Annotated in this window: 15 protein-coding genes; 5 read left to right on the top strand and 10 right to left on the bottom strand. The window is 62.0% G+C overall.

What is annotated here, in order from left to right; all coding sequences use genetic code 11:
- Nucleotides 1-71 precede the first annotated feature (71 nt).
- From hupB to tig, 5 genes are all read right to left on the bottom strand, one after another.
- On the bottom strand, nucleotides 72-344 hold the full coding sequence (gene hupB / locus AB5Y64_RS05845) for a nucleoid-associated protein HU-beta (protein WP_005315375.1): 273 nt from the start codon (nucleotides 342-344) through the stop codon (nucleotides 72-74).
- 240 nt (nucleotides 345-584) lie between these two features.
- Nucleotides 585-2,939 (bottom strand): endopeptidase La, encoded by a 2,355-nt coding sequence (gene lon, locus AB5Y64_RS05840; RefSeq protein ID WP_010674574.1) that lies wholly within the window; start codon nucleotides 2,937-2,939, stop codon nucleotides 585-587.
- Nucleotides 2,940-3,078: 139 nt separating this feature from the next.
- On the bottom strand, nucleotides 3,079-4,353 hold the full coding sequence (clpX, locus tag AB5Y64_RS05835; RefSeq protein ID WP_010674573.1) for an ATP-dependent protease ATP-binding subunit ClpX: 1,275 nt from the start codon (nucleotides 4,351-4,353) through the stop codon (nucleotides 3,079-3,081).
- A 70-nt stretch (nucleotides 4,354-4,423) separates the two neighbouring features.
- Complete coding sequence (gene clpP, locus AB5Y64_RS05830; RefSeq protein WP_005324106.1) at nucleotides 4,424-5,047, bottom strand: ATP-dependent Clp endopeptidase proteolytic subunit ClpP; 624 nt, start codon at nucleotides 5,045-5,047, stop codon at nucleotides 4,424-4,426.
- A gap of 86 nt (nucleotides 5,048-5,133) precedes the next feature.
- Nucleotides 5,134-6,444 carry a trigger factor gene (gene tig, locus AB5Y64_RS05825; RefSeq protein WP_010674572.1) on the bottom strand — a complete coding sequence of 437 codons (1,311 nt, stop codon included), beginning with the start codon at nucleotides 6,442-6,444 and terminating at the stop codon, nucleotides 5,134-5,136.
- Nucleotides 6,445-6,874: 430 nt separating this feature from the next.
- Here tig and AB5Y64_RS05820 point away from each other — a divergent pair, with 430 nt between their 5' ends.
- Both AB5Y64_RS05820 and yfbR read left to right on the top strand, forming a co-directional pair.
- A complete protein-coding gene (locus AB5Y64_RS05820; RefSeq protein ID WP_042016081.1) occupies nucleotides 6,875-7,309 on the top strand; it encodes a YccF domain-containing protein in 435 nt (144 codons plus the stop codon).
- Nucleotides 7,310-7,393: 84 nt separating this feature from the next.
- Nucleotides 7,394-7,984, top strand: a complete 591-nt coding sequence (gene yfbR / locus AB5Y64_RS05815; protein WP_010674569.1) for a 5'-deoxynucleotidase — start codon at nucleotides 7,394-7,396, stop codon at nucleotides 7,982-7,984.
- Nucleotides 7,985-8,114: 130 nt separating this feature from the next.
- Here the strand turns inward: yfbR and lolE are convergent, their stop codons facing one another.
- The 3 genes from lolE to AB5Y64_RS05800 are packed head-to-tail and all read right to left on the bottom strand — an operon-like array spanning nucleotide 8,115 to nucleotide 11,330.
- Nucleotides 8,115-9,356: a lipoprotein-releasing ABC transporter permease subunit LolE gene (lolE, locus tag AB5Y64_RS05810; protein ID WP_103243212.1), complete on the bottom strand. Its 1,242-nt coding sequence runs from the start codon at nucleotides 9,354-9,356 to the stop codon at nucleotides 8,115-8,117.
- Nucleotides 9,356-10,054, bottom strand: a complete 699-nt coding sequence (gene lolD, locus AB5Y64_RS05805) for a lipoprotein-releasing ABC transporter ATP-binding protein LolD (protein ID WP_010674567.1) — start codon at nucleotides 10,052-10,054, stop codon at nucleotides 9,356-9,358. The genes lolE and lolD overlap by 1 nt, the downstream gene beginning before the upstream one ends.
- Nucleotides 10,055-10,094: 40 nt before the next feature.
- Nucleotides 10,095-11,330 carry a lipoprotein-releasing ABC transporter permease subunit gene (locus AB5Y64_RS05800; RefSeq protein WP_042016083.1) on the bottom strand — a complete coding sequence of 412 codons (1,236 nt, stop codon included), beginning with the start codon at nucleotides 11,328-11,330 and terminating at the stop codon, nucleotides 10,095-10,097.
- Nucleotides 11,331-11,406: 76 nt separating this feature from the next.
- Here AB5Y64_RS05800 and AB5Y64_RS05795 point away from each other — a divergent pair, with 76 nt between their 5' ends.
- Together AB5Y64_RS05795 and mfd are read left to right on the top strand one after the other, a co-directional pair.
- Entirely contained in the window at nucleotides 11,407-11,982 is a 576-nt protein-coding gene (locus AB5Y64_RS05795) for a PilZ domain-containing protein (protein WP_042863798.1), read from the top strand.
- A 42-nt stretch (nucleotides 11,983-12,024) separates the two neighbouring features.
- The gene (gene mfd / locus AB5Y64_RS05790) at nucleotides 12,025-15,489 is read left to right on the top strand and encodes a transcription-repair coupling factor (protein WP_368203454.1); all 3,465 of its coding nucleotides are present in this window, start codon (nucleotides 12,025-12,027) and stop codon (nucleotides 15,487-15,489) included.
- Nucleotides 15,490-16,007: 518 nt separating this feature from the next.
- Here the strand turns inward: mfd and fbp are convergent.
- The gene (fbp, locus tag AB5Y64_RS05785; RefSeq protein WP_029314452.1) at nucleotides 16,008-17,042 is read right to left on the bottom strand and encodes a class 1 fructose-bisphosphatase; all 1,035 of its coding nucleotides are present in this window, start codon (nucleotides 17,040-17,042) and stop codon (nucleotides 16,008-16,010) included.
- Complete coding sequence (locus tag AB5Y64_RS05780; RefSeq protein WP_125117245.1) at nucleotides 17,030-17,272, bottom strand: hypothetical protein; 243 nt, start codon at nucleotides 17,270-17,272, stop codon at nucleotides 17,030-17,032. Before AB5Y64_RS05780 ends, fbp begins: the two co-directional genes overlap by 13 nt.
- 143 nt (nucleotides 17,273-17,415) lie before the next feature.
- Between AB5Y64_RS05780 and AB5Y64_RS05775 the strand changes: the two genes are divergently transcribed.
- A complete protein-coding gene (locus AB5Y64_RS05775; RefSeq protein WP_045524768.1) occupies nucleotides 17,416-19,032 on the top strand; it encodes a peptide ABC transporter substrate-binding protein in 1,617 nt (538 codons plus the stop codon).
- The last annotated feature ends 1 nt before the right edge of the window (nucleotide 19,033 follow it).

The raw sequence follows: 19,033 nt of genomic DNA, 5'->3' as shown, positions 1-19,033 counted from the left end.
GTATGAGGGAGAGCCCTCTCACTTGTCTGGTCAGAGACCAAGGACGGTGCCGATAGATATCAGCGACCGGCTTAGTTGACCGCGTCTTTCAGGGCCTTGCCGGCTTTGAAGGCAGGAACTTTACCGGCAGCGATTTCGATGGTCGCACCAGTTTGCGGGTTGCGGCCGGAACGGGCTGCACGCTCGCGAACGGCGAAAGTACCGAAACCAACCAGAGCAACCTGGTCACCCTCTTTCAGGGCTTCGCCCACGGCATCGATGAAGGCATCCAGCGCACGGCCAGCGGCAGCTTTGGAGATATCAGCACCGTCTGCAATCTTGTCAATCAGTTGAGATTTATTCACTCTTATATTCCCCTTTTATCGAACATCGCTGCGGCGCTGATTTCCCTGGCCACAACAAGTGGAGGTTTTATAACAAGCCTCCTGATCAGTTGCAAGTGACAATCTGGCGCAAACCCGCGCCACATCACGCATTGCGACTCATCATGAGTACCCGATCGGTGGTCAAGGCTACTTCCGTTGTCCGGTGCATGCAAGCCTTAACCACCCCCCGAATGCGCCAAATTTGCGGCGCATCAACATTTACACGACAGAAACGCGTTCGAAACCTTGCGGATTGTCCTGCAACGCCAGTGCAAGCACCTCATCAATCCAGCGAACCGGATAGATTTCAAGATCTTGTTTGACGTTGGCCGGGATCTCCTCGAGGTCACGTTCGTTCTCTTTCGGGATCAGCACACGCTTGATGCCACCACGGTGGGCCGCCAGCAGTTTCTCCTTGAGACCACCGATGGGCAGCACCTCGCCACGCAGGGTGATTTCACCCGTCATCGCCACGTCGGCACGCACCGGGTTGCCGGTGAGGCTGGAGACCAGGGCGGTACACATGGCGATACCGGCGCTCGGGCCGTCTTTCGGGGTCGCCCCTTCCGGCACGTGCACGTGGATGTCGCGCTTCTCGTAGAAGTCGCCGTTGATACGCAGCTTCTCGGCACGGGCCCGCACCACCGTCATGGCCGCCTGGATGGACTCCTGCATCACGTCACCGAGGGAACCGGTGTAAGTGAGCTTGCCCTTGCCCGGCATGTTGGTGGTCTCGATGGTGAGCAGATCGCCCCCCACTTCGGTCCACGCCAGCCCGCACACCTGACCAATCTGGTTCTGGTCGGTGGCCTTGCCATAGTCAAAGCGCTGTACCCCCAGGAACTCCTTGAGGTTCTCCTGGTTGACCTGAACATGCTTGATGCTCTTGTCCAGCAGGATGCGTTTGACTGCCTTGCGACAGATTTTTGAGATTTCACGCTCCAGGCTGCGCACACCCGCCTCGCGGGTGTAGTAGCGAATCACCCCGATCAGCGCCGAATCCTCGATGGTGATCTCGGAAGGCTTCAGGCCGTTGCGCTGGATCTGCTTGGCCACCAGGTGCTGCTTGGCAATGTTGAGCTTCTCGTCCTCGGTGTAGCCGGACAGACGGATCACTTCCATCCGGTCCAGCAGCGGACCCGGTATGTTCATGGAGTTGGAGGTGGCCACGAACATCACGTCCGACAGGTCATAATCCACTTCCAGATAGTGATCGTTGAAGCTGCTGTTCTGCTCGGGATCCAGCACCTCCAGCAGGGCGGAAGCGGGATCGCCACGCATGTCCGAGCTCATCTTGTCGATTTCGTCGAGCAGGAACAGCGGGTTCTTCACGCCGACTTTCGCCATCTTCTGAATGAGCTTGCCGGGCATGGAGCCGATATAGGTACGACGGTGACCGCGGATCTCCGCCTCGTCACGCACCCCACCCAGGGCCATGCGCACATACTTGCGGCCGGTAGCCTTGGCGATGGACTGCCCCAGGGAGGTCTTGCCCACCCCGGGAGGCCCGACCAGGCAGAGGATGGGGCCCTTGAGCTTGTTCACACGCGCCTGCACCGCCAGGTATTCGAGGATGCGATCCTTGACCTTGTCCAGGCCATAGTGATCCGCATCCAGCACCTCCTGGGCCTTGCCCAGGTCTTTCTTGACCTTGGAGCGTGCCTTCCAGGGCACCTGCACCATCCAGTCCACATAGCTGCGCACCACGGTAGCTTCCGCCGACATGGGGGACATCATCTTGAGCTTGGCGAGCTCGGCCTGGGCCTTCTCGCGGGCATCCTCCGGCATCCCGGCCTCTTCAATCTTGCGATTGAGGGCTTCGAATTCATCCGGGCTGTCTTCCAGCTCACCCAGCTCTTTCTGGATGGCCTTCATCTGCTCGTTGAGGTAATACTCCCGCTGGCTCTTCTCCATCTGCTTCTTGACCCGGGAGCGGATGCGTTTCTCGACCTGCAACAGGTCGATCTCCGACTCCATCATGGCCATCAGAAACTCGATGCGCTCGGACACGGAGGCGATTTCCAGCACCTTCTGCTTGTCTTCGAGCTTGAGCGGCATGTGGGCAGCCATGGTATCGGCCAGGCGCGCCGCATCGTCGATCGCCGAAATCGAGGTGAGTACCTCGGGCGGGATCTTCTTGTTGAGCTTGATGTAACCTTCGAACTGGCCGATGGCAGAGCGCACCAGCACGTCCTGATCCTTCTCCTCGATGGGGGCGGACGCGATGTACTGGGCCTCCCCGACAAAAAAGTCGCGATCGTCGATCATCCGCTCAAGACGGGCACGCTGGCCCCCCTCCACCAGCACCTTGACGGTGCCGTCCGGCAGCTTGAGCATCTGCAGAATATTGGCCACTGTCCCGACGGAGAAAATTTCCTCCACCGTCGGTTCGTCAGTCGACGCATCCTTCTGGGCCACCAGCAGGACTTTCTTGTCCTGCTCCATGGCCGCTTCCAGACAGCGAATGGATTTTTCCCGCCCCACAAAGAGTGGAATGACCATGTGGGGATAGACCACCACGTCACGAAGAGGCAGGACGGGAATCTCGATGCGTTCTGAACGCTCTAGGTTCATATATGTCCTCTCGGCTTGTTATACCGTTGGCAAAGGCTTGGCTGAGTATATGGGGGCGCAAAGATGAGATTCAATCGCCTTGGCCGTAAAAAGCATGAAAGGGGCAAAAAGCCCCTTTATGTGATTAAAAATCAGACAGTTACTCTGAGGCTGCGGCCTGAGTCTCGGGATTGTCGTAGATCATCAGAGGCGCGGAGTCTCCCTTGATCACCGTCTCGTCGATCACCACCTTGCTGACCCCTTTCAGGGAGGGCAGGTCATACATGGTGTCGAGCAGCACGGCCTCGACAATGGAACGCAGACCCCGGGCACCGGTTTTGCGCTCCATGGCCTTGCGGGCAATGGCATTGAGCGCGTCGTCACGAAACTCCAGCTCCACCTCTTCCAGGGCGAACAGCGCGGCATACTGCTTGGTCAGCGCGTTTTTCGGCTCTTTCAGGATCTGGATGAGGGCCGCCTCGTCAAGCTCGGTCAGGGTCGCGACCACCGGCAGACGGCCGATGAACTCGGGGATAAGACCGTACTTGATGAGATCTTCCGGCTCCACCTTGGCAAAGTTCTCGCTCAGGGTTGCCTTGGCATTCTTGGATTTCACCTCGGCGCCAAAACCGATGCCGGTGCCCTTGACGGAACGCTGCTCGATCACCTTGTCCAGCCCCGCGAAGGCACCACCACAGATGAAGAGGATCTTGGAGGTATCGACCTGCAAAAACTCCTGCTGCGGGTGCTTGCGACCGCCCTGGGGCGGCACGGAGGCGATGGTGCCTTCGATCAGTTTCAGCAGGGCCTGCTGCACCCCTTCCCCGGACACGTCGCGGGTGATGGAGGGGTTGTCCGACTTGCGGGAGATCTTGTCGATCTCGTCGATGTAGACGATACCGCGCTGGGCCTTCTCCACGTCGTAGTCGCACTTTTGCAGCAACTTCTGGATGATGTTCTCCACGTCCTCGCCCACATAACCGGCTTCGGTCAGGGTGGTGGCATCGGCCATGGTGAAGGGCACATCCAGCAGACGAGCCAGGGTCTCGGCCAGCAGGGTCTTGCCGCTGCCGGTGGGGCCAATCAGCAGGATGTTGGATTTGCCCAGCTCCACGCCACCGGACTCGCTGCCGCTGCGAAGACGCTTGTAGTGGTTGTAGACAGCCACTGCCAGCACCTTCTTGGCGTACTCCTGACCGATCACGTAGTCGTCCAGATGGGCGCGGATTTCATGAGGGGTCGGCAGCTCGCTACCATCGCGCTTGGGAGAGATCTCGCGGATCTCCTCGCGGATGATGTCGTTGCACAGCTCGACACACTCATCACATACGTAGACGGAAGGGCCAGCGATCAGCTTGCGCACTTCATGCTGGCTTTTGCCGCAGAAAGAGCAATACAGCAGCTTGTCGCCCTCACCCTTGCGTTTCTCTGTCATTCAGCGACCTCGTTTTATCAATAGAGGATGGATCGTCCTGTTGAGTTTACAACAGGACGGGGTACCCTGCTCAGCCGCGCTGGCTCAGGATGCCGTCAACCAGACCATAGGCAACGGCCTGCTCGGCGGACATGAAGTTGTCACGGTCGGTGTCGCGCTCGATGGTGGCCATGTCCTGACCGGTATGGAACGCCAGACGATCGTTCAGGGTATTCTTGATTTTCAGGATCTCCTGGGCATGGATCTGGATGTCAGAAGCCTGCCCCTGGAAGCCGCCCAGCGGCTGGTGGATCATCACTCGGGCATTGGGCAGGCAGAAACGCTTGCCCTTGGCGCCACCGGCCAGCAGGAAGGCCCCCATGGAGCAGGCCTGCCCCATGCAGACGGTGCTCACGTCCGGCTTGATGAACTGCATGGTGTCATAGATGGACATACCCGCAGTGACGGCGCCACCCGGCGAGTTGATGTAGATGCTGATGTCCTGATCCGGGTTCTCGGACTCCAGGAACAGCAGCTGGGCCACCACCAGGTTCGCCATGTGATCCTCGACCTGACCGGTCAGGAAGATCACCCGCTCTTTCAGCAGACGGGAATAGATGTCGTAGGAACGCTCCCCTTTCGCGGTTTGCTCTACCACCATCGGGATGAGCGCATTGCGTGGGGATTCAGTCACATCGTTATAGTTCTTGTACATAAGGCATTGTCCCTAAAATAAAATGGCCCGAGTGGAGATCACACGAGCCATTATACTTAACAGTTTTGACCTTAAGTCAAATGTTCTTAGGCAGCGGCACCAGACTTGTTGATCACTTCGTCGAAGGCAACTTCTTTCTCGGTGACTTGCGCCTTGGACAGGATCAGATCGATGGCTTGATCTTCAATGGCCAGGTTGCGCACGCCGTTCAGCATCTGCTCGTTCTGCTGATAGTACTCGATCACTTCTTTCGGATCTTCGTAGGCAGTGGCCATGGACTCGATGATGCTGGTCACACGGGCGTCGTCAGCCTTGATCTCGTTGGTGCGGATGACGTCACCCAGCAGCAGACCAACGCGGACACGGCGCTCGGCCTGGGCCTGGAACAGCTCGGCCGGCAGCTCGGGGGCGTTGCCGCCCTGGAAGCCACCGAAGCGCTGCAGAGCCTGCTGACGCAGGGTGTCGATTTCCTGGGCAACGGCAGCCTTCGGCAGATCGATCTGGTTGGCTTCAACCAGGCCGTTCAGTACCTGCTCTTTCACGCTGTTTTTCAGGGCCTGGGCCAGTTCGCGCTCCATGTTCTTGCGCACTTCTGCCTTCAGCTCTTCAACGCTGCCGCTCTCGATGCCGAAACGCTTGACGAACTCTTCGGTCAGCTCGGGCAGCACCTGCTCTTCAACCTTGTGCAGCTTGGAGGCAAACTTGGCAGCCTTGCCCTTCAGGGCTTCGGCGTGGTAGTCAGCCGGGAAAGTCACCTCGATGGTGAACTCGTCGCCCGCTTTCTTGCCCAGGATGGCGTCTTCGAAGCCCGGGATCATGCGGCCAGCGCCCAGTTCCAGAGTGAAGCCTTCAGCCTTGCCACCGTCGAACTCTTCACCGTCGATGGAACCGACGAAGTCCATGGTCACACGCATGCCATTGGCGGCAGCCACAGCGGCTTCAGTCCAGGTGGCGTGCTGCTTGCGCAGGGTGTCGATCATGTTTTCCAGGTCGCTGTCCTTCACGGTGGCAACCGGCTTCTCGACCTTGATGCTCTCCAGACCGGCAACTTCGAACTCCGGATACACTTCGAAAGTGGCGGTGAATTCGAAATCCTGACCTTCTTTGATCTCTTTCGGATCCATGGTCGGGGCGCCAGCCGGGCTCAGTTTGTTCTCGATGATGGCCTTGATGAAGTTGTTCTGCATCATTTCATCGGCAACGCGGGCGTGAGCCATGGCACCGAACATCTTCTTGATGATGGCAACCGGAGCCTTGCCAGGACGGAAACCGTCGATGCGACGGGTTTTGGCCAGGCCATTCAATTCTTTGCGCACGGCGGCGTCAACGGTAGCGGCCGGTACAGTGATGGTAAGACGGCGTTCCAGACCCTGGGTTGTCTCTACAGAAACTTGCATTCTTTTACCTCGTTCAACTCAGCACTGCGTGCTGACCCTTTATTGCCCCCGGGCAAGCCCGGAGTCTTCCTGTTTATAAAGACAACGACTGTCTTTGTGATGAGAAAATATGACGCGACATTATAGCGGCGTGCAGTGGTCGCGTCGAGCCGCACATCCCCCATCCGGGGCACAGACAGCACAATTTGCGCAAGACTCTCTCCTATATGGGGAAGCCTTGCACCGAGTTCAAGCATTCCATCCGCAATAATTTGCACTGGCTCACTCTTTTTCACGGCGAACGGGCCATTTTGATCGCCATCCGCCGCCAATCAGGCACAAAAATGGCGTGCTGCGACCCAAATTGTCCACCTTCTCGCCTGTGCCATTGCGTCCCCCGGCAGGGCTCGCTATGGTGACAGCCAATTCACGTGCTGCTGGAGTCACCCACATGTCCTTTTTCCGCTTCTTGTTCAATCTGCTCTGGTTCGTGCTGGGAGGCGTCTTCATGGGGCTGGCCTGGTGGCTGGCGGGGCTGCTCTGCTTCATCTCCCTCATCGGGATCCCCTGGGGACGCGCCTGCTTCGTCATCGGCACTTTCACCTTCTTCCCGTTTGGCAAGCAGGCGGTGAGCCGCAAGAGCATGACGGGCCAGAGCGACATCGGCACCGGCGCCCTGGGGCTGATTGGCAACATTCTCTGGTTTGTGCTCATCGGGGTCTGGCTGGCCATCGGCCACATCGCCTCGGCGCTGGCCTGTTTCGTCACCATCGTCGGCATCCCGTTCGGCATCCAGCACCTCAAGCTGGCCCTCATCAGCCTGGCCCCCATCGGCCAGATGATAGTGACCAACCACGAGGCCGAATCGGGCCGCTACATCCGCTGACGGCCCATCTCAGGCTATCCTTGCGGGTGGAAAAAAGGGCAGACTAGGGTCTGCCCTTTTTCATTGCCCCATTCGAGGTCTTCCATGCTGCCCAGCCATTTTTTTGCCAACCTCGCCCGTATGCGCCTCATCTACCGCTGGCCCCTGATGCGCAACATCCAGCCCGAAAACATCGCCGAGCACAGCCTGCAGGTCGCCATGGTGGCCCACGCCCTCGGTCTTATCAGCAATCGTCTGTTCGGCGCTCAGGTGGATGCAGACCGGGCCGCCGTCATGGCCCTCTACCACGACAGCAGCGAGGTGCTGACCGGGGATCTGCCCACCCCGGTCAAGTACTTCAATCCCGAAATCGCCCGCGAATACAAGAAGATTGAGCTTGCCGCCGAGCAGCGCCTGCTGGGGATGTTGCCGCCTGAGCTGGTCGAGGACTTTCGCCCCCTGCTCGACTCCGGCGCCCAGGACGAGGCCCTCACCAGCCTGGTGAAGGATGCAGACACCCTCTGCGCCTACACCAAGTGTCTGGAGGAGCTGAGCGTCGGCAACCGGGAGTTCGAGCCCGCGCGAAAGCGCCTCGAGCAGATGCTGGACGCCAGGATGAACCCCGCCATGCGCTACTTCATCGATGTCTTCGTGGGGAGTTTTTCACTGCCTCTCGATGAGTTGAATGCCCATTGATGCCATCAACACGGCACCAGGCATCATCTCCTCCTGCGTATTGCCCCGATAACCGCCACTTCGGGGGTTTCCCCACAAACGAGTGACAATAAAAAGGGCCCCGCAGGGCCCTTTATCACATCCATGGGCATCAATGCCCCAGTTCCCGGGACGGCACCAGGCCGCTCGCCCGCCAGGCGGGATAGAGGGTCGCCACCAGGCTCATCAGGATGGCGGCGCCGGTCACGATGAGCAAGTCCTGCATGTGCAGCTCGGTCGGCAGGAAGTCGATGAAGTAGATGTCCGGATTGAGGAAACGGTGCCCGATCACCCCTTCGATGGCGCTCAGGATCTGGGTCAGCTTGCTGGAGAGCAGGCCGCCCAGCAGGGCGCCTAGCAAGGCTCCCGCCACCCCGTTCACCATCCCCTGGATGACGAAGGTAAGCCGGATCTGGCCCGGGCTCGCCCCCATGGTCTTCAAGATAGCGATCTCGCTGCGCTTCTCGTTCACCGCCATCACCAGGGTAGAGACGATGTTGAAGCAGGCCACCGCCACCACCATCAGCATCACCACGTACATCACGGTGCGCACCATCTGGATGTCCTGATAGAGATAACCCTGACGGCTCATCCAGCTGCTGATATAGACGTAGTGTGGGAATTTCTGGGCCGCCGCCACCGTGATGGACTGGGCCTTGAGCACGTCGCTCACCTTGAGGCTGAACCCCTCCACCGCGCTGCCCATGCCGGTGATGGCCTGGGCGTCCGCCAGGTGCATGAAGCCGAGCAGGCCGTCGAGCTGGCCGCCGATCTCGAGCAGTCCTACCACGGTGAGCACCTCCCGTTTCGGGTTCTTGATGCCGGCGGCATCACCCGCCTGGGGCAGCAGCAGGGTGACGGTGTCCCCTGTCTTGACCCCCAGCTTGTCGGCGATGATCTTGCCGAGGATGACCCCGTGTTCACCCGCCTGCAGCTCGCGAAGGCCCCGACCCGTCATGAAGTTGCCCGCATCGGAGAGATTGGCTTCCAGCTCCGGCAGCACCGCACGCAGCTGGACCCCCTTGAGGGCGGAGCCGTGCTCCAGCAGGCCGTCCAGGCGAATGACGGGGGCAGCCGCCTCCACCCCGGGCTGGGCCAGCAGGTAGTCCCTGAGCCGCGGCCAGTCAGGCAGCGGCGCTTCCATGCCGATGAGCTCGCCGTGGGGGACCACGGAGAGCACCCGGTTCTTGAGCTCCCGCTCGAACCCGTTCATGGCGGAGAGGCCAAGAATGAGGGCCATCACCCCGAGGGCGATCCCGATGAGGGAGGAGGCCGAAATGAAGGCGATGAAGCCGTTGCGGCGGCGGGAGCGGCTGTAACGCAGGCCCAGGAACAGGGGCAGCGGCTTGAACATCAGGCGACCTCCGCCATGATGCCGCTCACCAGGGTGACCCGGCGGTGGAGCTTGGCGGCCAGGCTCAAGTCATGGGTCACCACCACGAACGCGGTGCCAAGCTCGCGGTTGAGCTCGCACAAGAGCTCATAGACGGCGGTGGCGCTGGCATGATCCAGGTTGCCGGTGGGCTCGTCCGCCAGCACCAAGCTGGGTTCGTTGACCAGGGCACGGGCGATGGCCACCCGCTGGCGCTCACCACCGGAGAGCTCGGACGGTCTGTGGTTGAGACGGTGGGAAAGCCCCACCCGCCCCAGCATCTTGCTCGCCTTCTCGGTGGCGCTGGCCACTGACTCACCGGCGATCAGCAGCGGCATGGCCGCATTTTCCAGCGCGCTGAATTCCGAGAGCAGGTGGTGGAACTGGTAAACGAAACCCAGCTCCTGGTTGCGAAACCTCGCCTGGGTGCGGCTGTCCCAGCCATGGATGTCCTGCCCCTTGAACAGCACGGCGCCGCTGGAAGGGTTGTCCAGCGCCCCCATCAGGTGCAGCAGGGTGGTCTTGCCGGAGCCCGAACTCCCCACCACCGCCAGCATCTCCCCGGGGGCGACGTCCAGCTCGATCCCCTTGAGTACCTGGGTCTCCAGATTGCCCTCTTTGTAGACATGATTGAGGGCCTGGCAGCGCAGCAGCGGCTCGCAGGAGACGGATTGATTCATAACGGGGGCTCCACTTGCACCAGTAACAACAGAAGATGAATTATTCATAACGCAGCGCCTCCGCCGGTTTGACCCGGGCCGCGCGGGAGGCCGGGTAAAGGGTGGCACTGAAGCTGAGCAGCACGGCGCCCAGCAAAATGGTCATGACCTGGGCCGGCTCGACGATGACCGGCAGACCGCTGCCCCCTGCCGCCATATAGAGGTTGAGCCCAAGGGCATTGAGCAGAGGATTGAGGCCAAAGCAGAGCGCCAGCCCCGCCAACCCCCCGAACAGGGCGCCGATGACGCCGCTCGACGCCCCCAGCACCATGAAGATCTTGACGATGCCGGATTCGCTCATGCCCATGGTACGCAGGATGGCCACCTCCCCTTCCTTGTCGGTGACCACCATCACCAGGGCGGAGAGGATGTTGAAGGTGGCGACCGCGATGATCAGCACCAGCATCAGCCCCATCATCCGTTTTTCCATGGCCACCGCCTGGAACAGCTCGCCGCGCTCGCGGCGCCAGTCCTGCCACTCCAGCCCATCCGGCAACGTGGTCTTCACCACCTCGTCGGCGGCGAAGGGATCGTCCAGCCAGAGGCGGATGCCGCCCACCTTGTCTGCGGGCAGGCGCAGCATGCGCTGGGCATCCCCGAGGGCAATCAGGGCCACCTGGCTGTCCACGTCGGCGCCGACCCCGAAGATGCCGGAGACGGTGAAAAGACGCTGGGCCGGCACTCGGCCAAAGGGGGTAAAGCGGGTACCTTCGGTCAGGATGAGACGCACCTGGTCGCCGATAGAGACCTTGAGTCGGCTGGCCACCCCCTGCCCCAGCACGATGTGGTATTCACCGGCCTGCAGGCTGTCAAGGCGCCCTCCCAGCATCTGGGCGTGCAGGATGTCATCCTTGGGCCAGCGGGCGGGATCGATCCCCTGCACGCTCACGCCGGTGAGCTGGCCCGGGCTTTGCAGCATGCCTTCGCTGTCGAGCATGGGGGCCGTGGCCACCACGTGGGGCAAGCGGGCCAGGTCGGGCAGACCTTCGGGCTCGGCCTCGATGCGTCCGGCCTGATTGGTCACCACCACATGGGGGATCACCCCGAGGATGCGCCCCTTGAGCTGGCCTTCGAACCCGTTCATCACCGAGATCACCACCATCAGGGCGGCGACCCCGATGGCGATGCCAAAGGTGGAGAACAGGGAGATAAAGGAGACGAAGCGGTTACTGCGTCGCGAGCCTGCATAACGCAGGCCGATGGCCAGCGACAGTGGCTGAAAAAGTCCGGTCTTCAAGGATATCTACGTTGCCAACGAAATAAGATACCGGATAATAAAGGGAAACCGTCTATGACAACAAGGGATAGCCTCCATGCAGGAACAGTTCTTCAGCGTCACCCATGCCACGCCGGTCAATGTGATCCCGATGCCGGCCGACTTTCGTCTGCCGACGCTGGAGGCCCTGGAGGCCGAGTTGCCCGAGCCGTTTCGCATCGCCTCCGCCATCACCTCCATCGATCTGGTGAGCAGCCGGTTGCTGCGCAGCCAGAACGAGTCCATGCACGATCTGGTGGAGATCATCAATCAGCAGTCCCGCAAGATCGACATGATCATGGGCTATGTGCTGGCGGCCCAGGATCACCCCGAGCACCGCTTCCACACCCTGCGCTTTGGCGCCGGGCAGCTCACCTACCTGCACCCCCACCAGGGGCACGGGGAGGCCCCCGCCCTGCACCAGATCGTGCGGCTCAAGATCTTCCTGCGGGAAGAGGCCTCCGCCGTCTACTGCTACGGCGAGGTCGTGCAGCGGGACGCCGGAGAGCATGGCACCCACGTGGTGCTCGACTACGTGCGCATCCGCGAGGATGACCGGGAGCTGCTGGTGCGCGCCAGCCTGCATGTTCAGTCGAAACAGCTCAAGCTGCGTGCCCAGGAACGTCAGCGCTAACCTAGGCCCATGTCAAAAGAACGCCAACAGTAAAAGACTCCGATGATGCCAATGACCCTCCCCGCCTTGCCCGCCAAAGCGGGCCAGAAGACAACGTTCGGCCAGCTGGTCGGCAGCAGCCTGGCTCTGGTTGCCGCCCGCCTCACCCGGGAAGCCCGAAGACCCGTCCTGCTGGTCACCGCCGATACCCCGAGCGCCCTGCGCCTTGAACAGGAACTGGGGTTCCTGCTGGCGGATCAGGATTGCCCGGTGCTGCTGTTCCCGGACTGGGAGACCCTGCCCTACGACAGCTTCTCTCCCCACCAGGACATCATCTCCCAGCGCCTCGAGACCCTCTACCAGTTGCCGCAGATGCGCCACGGCGTGCTCATCGTGCCCATCTCCACCCTGATGCTGCGCACGGCGCCCCAGGCTTATCTCGACAAATACAGCCTGATGGTCACAAGCGGCCAGCGCCTCAACCTGCAGCAGCTGCGCGGGCGTCTGGCGGAGGCGGGCTACGTGGCGGTGGAACAGGTGCTGGAGCACGGCGAATTCGCCGCCCGCGGCTCCCTGCTGGATCTCTTCCCCATGGGGAGCAGCCGCCCCTATCGCATTGATTTTTTCGACGACGAGGTGGACTCCATCCGCCCGTTCGACCCCGAGACCCAGCGCTCCAGCGAGCCGGTGAAGTCGGTGAGCCTCCTGCCCGCACGGGAATTTCCCACCGACGAGGGGGCCATCGAGCTGTTTCGTGGCCAGTATCGCGAACAGTTCGAGATCTCCCGCGCCGAGGGCTCCGTCTATCAGGAGGTGAGCAAGGGGCGCTGGCCCGCCGGCATTGAATACTACCTGCCGCTCTTCTTCCAGCAGACCGCCAGCCTGTTTGATTACCTGCCCGAAAACACCCTGCTGCTCACCGTGGGGGAGATCTACCCCGCGGCCCAGCGCTTCTGGAACGACATCGGCCAGCGCTATGAAGACAGACGCTGGGACAACACCCGTCCCCTGCTGCCGCCCCAGCAGATCTATCTGCCGGTGGAGCAGCTCTTCGCCGCCCTCGGGGACTATGGCGCCGTGCGTCTGCAGGAGGCGACCGTTGACGGCGGAGCGGGTCAGCACGATCTGCCCCTCGCCCCCCTGCCGGATCTGCAGCTCGACCACAGCAAGGAGCAACCCCTGCTGGCCCTTGACGGCTTCCTGCAAGGCTTTGCCGGGCGCACCCTGTTTGCGGTGGAGTCCGAGGGGCGGCGCGAGGGGCTCGGGGATCTGCTCGCACGGATCAACCTGCAACCCCGGGAGTTTGCTTCCCTCGACGCCTTCCTGGTGAGCGATGCGCGCCACGGGCTGCTGGTCTGTCCCCTAGAGCGGGGCTTCCTACTGCAAGAGCCCGGCCAGACGCCCCTTGCCCTCATCACCGAAGCCGAGCTGCTCGGCGGCAAGATCCGCAGCAAGCGCCAGCGGGACAAGAGCAAGAACCTGAGCTCGGATGCGGTGATCCGAAACCTGGGCGAGCTGACCCAGGGCCAGCCGGTGGTGCACCTGGATCACGGGGTCGGTCGCTACCTGGGGCTCGAGACCATCGATGCAGGCGGCCTGCCCACCGAGTTTCTGACCCTGGAATACGCCGGCGGCGACAAGCTGTTCGTGCCGGTCACCAGTTTGCACCTGATCAGCCGCTACACCGGCTCCGACAACCCGCCCAGCCACAAGCTCGGCGGCGAGGCCTGGGTCAAGGCGCGGCGCAAGGCGGCGGAAAAGGTGCGGGACGTGGCGGCCGAGCTGCTGGATGTCTATGCCATGCGGGCAGCCCGTCACGGTTTTGCCTTCAAACACGACCGGGAGGCCTACCGCCAGTTTGCCGCGAGCTTCCCGTTCGAGGAGACCGAGGATCAGCTCAATGCCATCAACGCTGTGCTCGGCGACATGTGCCAGGCCAAGAGCATGGATCGGCTGGTGTGCGGCGATGTGGGCTTTGGCAAAACCGAAGTGGCGATGCGGGCGGCCTTTGTGGCCGTACACGGTGGCAAGCAGGTGGCCGTGCTGGTGCCCACCACCCTCCTGGCCCAGCAACACTACGACAACTTCCGCGACCGATTCGCCAACTGGCCGGTGCGGGTGGAGGTGCTGAGCCGCTTCCGCTCCGCCAAGGAGCAGAGCGCCGTGATGAAGGAGATGGCCGAGGGCAAGGTGGACATCATCATCGGCACCCACAAGCTGCTCGGCGCCGAGCTCACCTTCAAGGATCTGGGCCTGCTCATCGTCGACGAGGAGCACCGCTTCGGGGTGCGCCAGAAGGAGAAGATCAAGGCGCTGCGCGCCGACGTGGATATCCTCACCCTCACCGCCACCCCCATTCCCCGCACCCTCAACATGGCCATGTCCGGCATGCGGGATCTCTCCATCATCGCCACCCCGCCCGCCAAGCGGCTCGCCATCAAGACCTTCGTGCGCCAGCACGAACCTGCGGTGGTGCGCGAGGCGGTACTGCGGGAGTTGAAGCGTGGCGGCCAGGTCTACTACCTGCACAACGACGTGGAGAGCATCGAGAAGTGCGCCGCCGATCTTGCCGAGCTGGTGCCGGAGGCGCGCATCGGCATCGCCCACGGCCAGATGCGCGAGCGGGAGCTCGAGCGGGTGATGTCGGACTTCTACCACCAGCGCTTCAACCTGCTGGTGTGCACCACCATCATCGAGACCGGCATCGACGTGCCGAGCGCCAACACCATCATCATGGACCGGGCGGATCACCTTGGCCTGGCCCAGCTGCACCAGCTGCGGGGCCGGGTCGGGCGCTCCCACCACCAGGCCTATGCCTACCTGCTCACCCCCCATCCCAAGCTGATGACCAAGGATGCGGCCAAGCGGCTGGAGGCCATCGCGTCCCTCGAAGATCTCGGCGCCGGCTTTGCGCTCGCCACCCACGATCTGGAGATCCGGGGCGCGGGCGAGCTGCTGGGCGACGATCAGAGCGGCCAGATCGAATCGGTGGGCTTCACCCTCTACATGGAGATGCTGGAGCAGGCGGTGGAGGCGCTCAAACATGGCAAGGAGCCGTCGCTGGAGCTGCTCATGAGCCAGCACACCGAGGTGGAGCTGCGCCTGCCCGCCTTGCTCCCGGACGACTACATCCCGGACGTCAACATGCGCCTCTCCATGTACAAGCGCATCGCCAGTGCCGCCGACGAGCAGGAGCTGCGGGAGCTCAAAGTGGAGCTCATCGATCGCTTCGGCCTCTTGCCGGAGCCGACCAAGACGCTGATGGAGCTGGCCGCCTTCCGCCAGCGCGCCACGGCGCTGGGGATTCGCCGGGTGGAGATGAGCGAGCGCGGCGGCTATCTGGACTTTACCCAGGAAACCCGCGTCAACCCGGCCTATCTGGTCAAGCTGCTCTCGGAGCAGCCGCGCATCTACAAGATGGACGGGCCGACCCGGCTGCGCTTCCAGGTACCGACCCAGGACAGGGCCATGCGCCTCAAACTGGTGGACGGCCTGCTGGCGGATCTCGCCCGCCATGCCACCCCCTGAGGGAAAGCATGACGTCAGCAGGGCGCGACCTGCCGCCTACAACAACGGGAGCCCCAGGGCTCCCGTTTCGTTGCTGGCAAGGGGCGGCATCTCGCCCCCGGCCCGCCTTCTTGCCTCCCGATGCCTCGGTTCGCCCTCCTGGCAGCACCATTTTGCCGCCGAATCCATCTGTTGATACGATGCATTGAGTCATCACCCATCTGAAAAACAGATGGATGTGGGGATGATCGTGGGCAAAAACGGGGTCAACGCGCCTCGATAGCCCCGCAGATGGCCCGTGCCGTATTTATCCCGCCCAGGTATCCAGACCAGGTATCCCGGCCAGGGGCCACCAGCCATTGCACCGCGACCGCCGAGGCGCCGCGTCGGTCCGTCAGTCCGTCAGTCCGTCAGTCCGTCAGTCCGTCAGTCCGTCAGTCCGTCAGTCCGTCAGCATATCAACCTGGCTACATCCGCCTGCACGCCAATAAAAACGGGAGCCTTGACGGCTCCCGTGACGAAGGGACGCTGGCCCGGGCTTAGCCCTGGTTGGCCGGATCCTCGTGGGCGGAGAACTCCCGCATGAAGGCCTCGGCCCGCTCCACCATCCTGGTGGACCCGACGAAGTAGGGGGTGCGCTGGTGCAGAGCGGTAGGCTGGATGTCCATGATGCGGCCAAAGCCATCGGACGCCTTGCCACCGGCCTGCTCCACCAGGAAGGCCATGGGGTTGCACTCATAGAGCAGGCGCAGCTTGCCGTTCGGGGAGTTGGTGCCGGACGGGTAGATGTAGATGCCCCCCTTGAGCAGGTTGCGGTGGAAATCCGACACCAGGGAGCCGATGTAGCGGGAGGTATAGGGCCTGTGAGTCGCCTCGTCACGCTCCTGGCAGTATTTCAGGTACTTCTTCACCCCGTCCGGGAACTTGATGTAGTTGCCCTCGTTGATGGAGTAGATCTTGCCCTCCTCCGGAATGCGGATGTTCTCGTGGGAGAGGCAGAAGCAGCCGATGGAGGGGTCATAGGTGAAGCCGTTGACCCCAAAGCCGGTGGTGTAGACCAGCATGGTGGAGGAGCCGTAGACCACGTAGCCCGCCGCGACCTGACGGTGACCCGGCTGCAGGAAGTCCTCCAGAGTGACCCCGGCGCCCGGTTTGCTGACCCGGCGGTAGATGGAGAAGATGGTCCCGACCGAGACGTTGACGTCGATGTTGGAGGAGCCGTCGAGGGGGTCTATCAGCACCACGTACTTGGAGTGACGAGAGAGCTCGGAATCGAAGGAGACGAAGTCCTCCTCCTCCTCAGAGGCCATGCCGCACACCTCGCCACGGGCCTCCAGCGCCGCCTTGAAGCGCTCGTTGGCATAGACGTCCAGCTTCTGCTGCACCTCGCCCTGCACGTTTTCGGCGCCGATGGAGCCGATGATGTCCGCCAGACCCGCCTTGTTGATCTCCCGGTTCACCACCTTGGCGGCCAGGCGGATGGAGCTGAGCAAGGAGGTCAGCTCGCCGGTCGCGGTCGGGTAGTCCGCCTGCTTTTTGACGATGAACTCGCCCATGGTGATCATGTTTCGCATTCTTGTTCCTTTAAGATCGTTTCCGTTGGCCGTTGAAAACGTTTGCAAGTGTCGGCAAAAAAAGTGCCGATCCCCGGCAGCGTTGTTTTGTAACCCAATGTAACGCCTGTTTTTTGTTTTTGCAGCGAATTAAGCCGTTCTTTAAATCGCCAGAAAACCGCGCCACCACGGGCTTTCGCCGTGAAACAAGGGTGCCATCCGGCATCTTTTGGGGGGTTAATTCGTGACAAGAATGCATCCGGGCCGACGCGGCGGCCCGCCTTGCTCCCCCTGGCGCCCGGCAATGTTGCGCCAGAGGCTCCCCTCTTGAGATCTGCCCCCCAATCCCGCACACTGGCTGCGCTTTGGAAGCAAAAAAACATAAGGATATTCAATGAAAAAGTCGCTTATCGCCGGGGCGGTTGCCGCTCTGCTCACCCTCCCCGTCCTCGCCGCCCAGGTGCCTGAAGGCACCCAGCTTCTGCCAGCCACCCAGCAAGTGTTCGTGCGCAACATCGGCACCGAGCCTGCCTCCATCGATCCCCAGATGGTGGAAGAGAGCGCGGGCAGCGACGTCGTCAACGATCTGTTCGAGGGGCTCTATACCCTGGATGGCAACGGCAAGCTGCAGGCGGCGGGCGCCCTTGGCTACGAGCTCGATGCCACGGGCACCGTCTACACCTTCAAGCTCAGACCCGATGCCAAATGGTCCAACGGCGAGCCGGTGACGGCGGCGGACTACGTCTATGGCTGGCAGCGGGCGGCGGACCCCAAGAACGCCTCCAACTACGCCTGGTTCATCGAGCTGACCGGCGTCGCCAATGCCAGCGACGTGGTGCAGGGCAAGCAGAGCCCGGATGCCCTGGGGATCAAGGCGCTCGATGACTACACCCTGCAGATCACCCTGAAAAACCCGGTCCCCTTCTTCCTCAAGACCCTCTCCCACTACACCACCTTCCCGGCGCCCAAGGCCACCATCGAGAAGTTCGGTCATGAGTGGGTCAAACCGGCCAACATCGTCTCCAACGGCGCCTTCGCCCTCAAGGAGTGGACCCCGAACGAGCGCCTCATCGCCGAGCGCAACCCCCACTACTGGGACAACGAGCACACCGTGCTGAACAAGGTGATCTATCTGGAGATCGTCTCCGATACCGCGGCCTACAACCGCTATCGTGCGAGCGAGCTGCACTACACCACCTATCCCCTGGAGCAGTATCAGCAGATCAAGCGCCAGAGCCCGGAGGAGCTGGTGAGCGCCCCCATGCTCGCCACCTACTACTACGTCTTCAACACCCAGCGCAAACCCTTTGACGACGTCAGGGTGCGCAAAGCACTCTCTCTTGCCATCGACCGGGACACCATCACGGAGAAGATCCTGGGACAGGGGCAGCTCTCGGCCTTCAGCCTGACCCCGCCGAGCGTGGACGGCTTCGAGCTCAAACGCCCCGCCAGCGAGCTGATGAGCAAGGAAGAGCGCATCAAGCAGGCCAAGGCGCTGCTCGGCGAGGCGGGTTACGGCCCGGACAAGCCGCTGACGGTGGACATCCTCTACAACACCAACGAGGGGCACAAGAAGATAGCGCTCGCCATCTCCTCCATGTGGAAGCACAACCTGGGGGTCAAAGCGGAGCTCAACAACATGGAGTGGAAGACCATGGTGTCGGCCCTGAACGAGGGTGACTTCGGGGTGAGCCGCTACTCCTGGAACGGAGACTACAACGATGCCTCCACCTTCCTCGACATCATGACCTCCAGCAGCAGCGCCAACAGCGGCAAGTGGTTCAACAAGGAGTACGACGCCCTCCTGGCCAAGGCCCATGACGCCAAGGATCCGGCCGAGCGCAACCGCCTCTATCAGCAGGCCGAGGTGCTGATCGACGAGGAAGCCCCCATCGCCCCTGTCTACTTCTACGTGAAATCACGGCTGCTCAAACCCAACGTCAAGGGCTACCCCTACCAGAACCCGCAAGACCTGGTCTATGCCAAGGATCTCTATCTGACGGCGCAGTGAC

The organism is Aeromonas sp. R5-1, from assembly GCF_040908265.1.
GTDB lineage: Bacteria > Pseudomonadota > Gammaproteobacteria > Enterobacterales > Aeromonadaceae > Aeromonas > Aeromonas caviae.
This window is presented reverse-complemented; position numbering and strand designations above follow the sequence as displayed.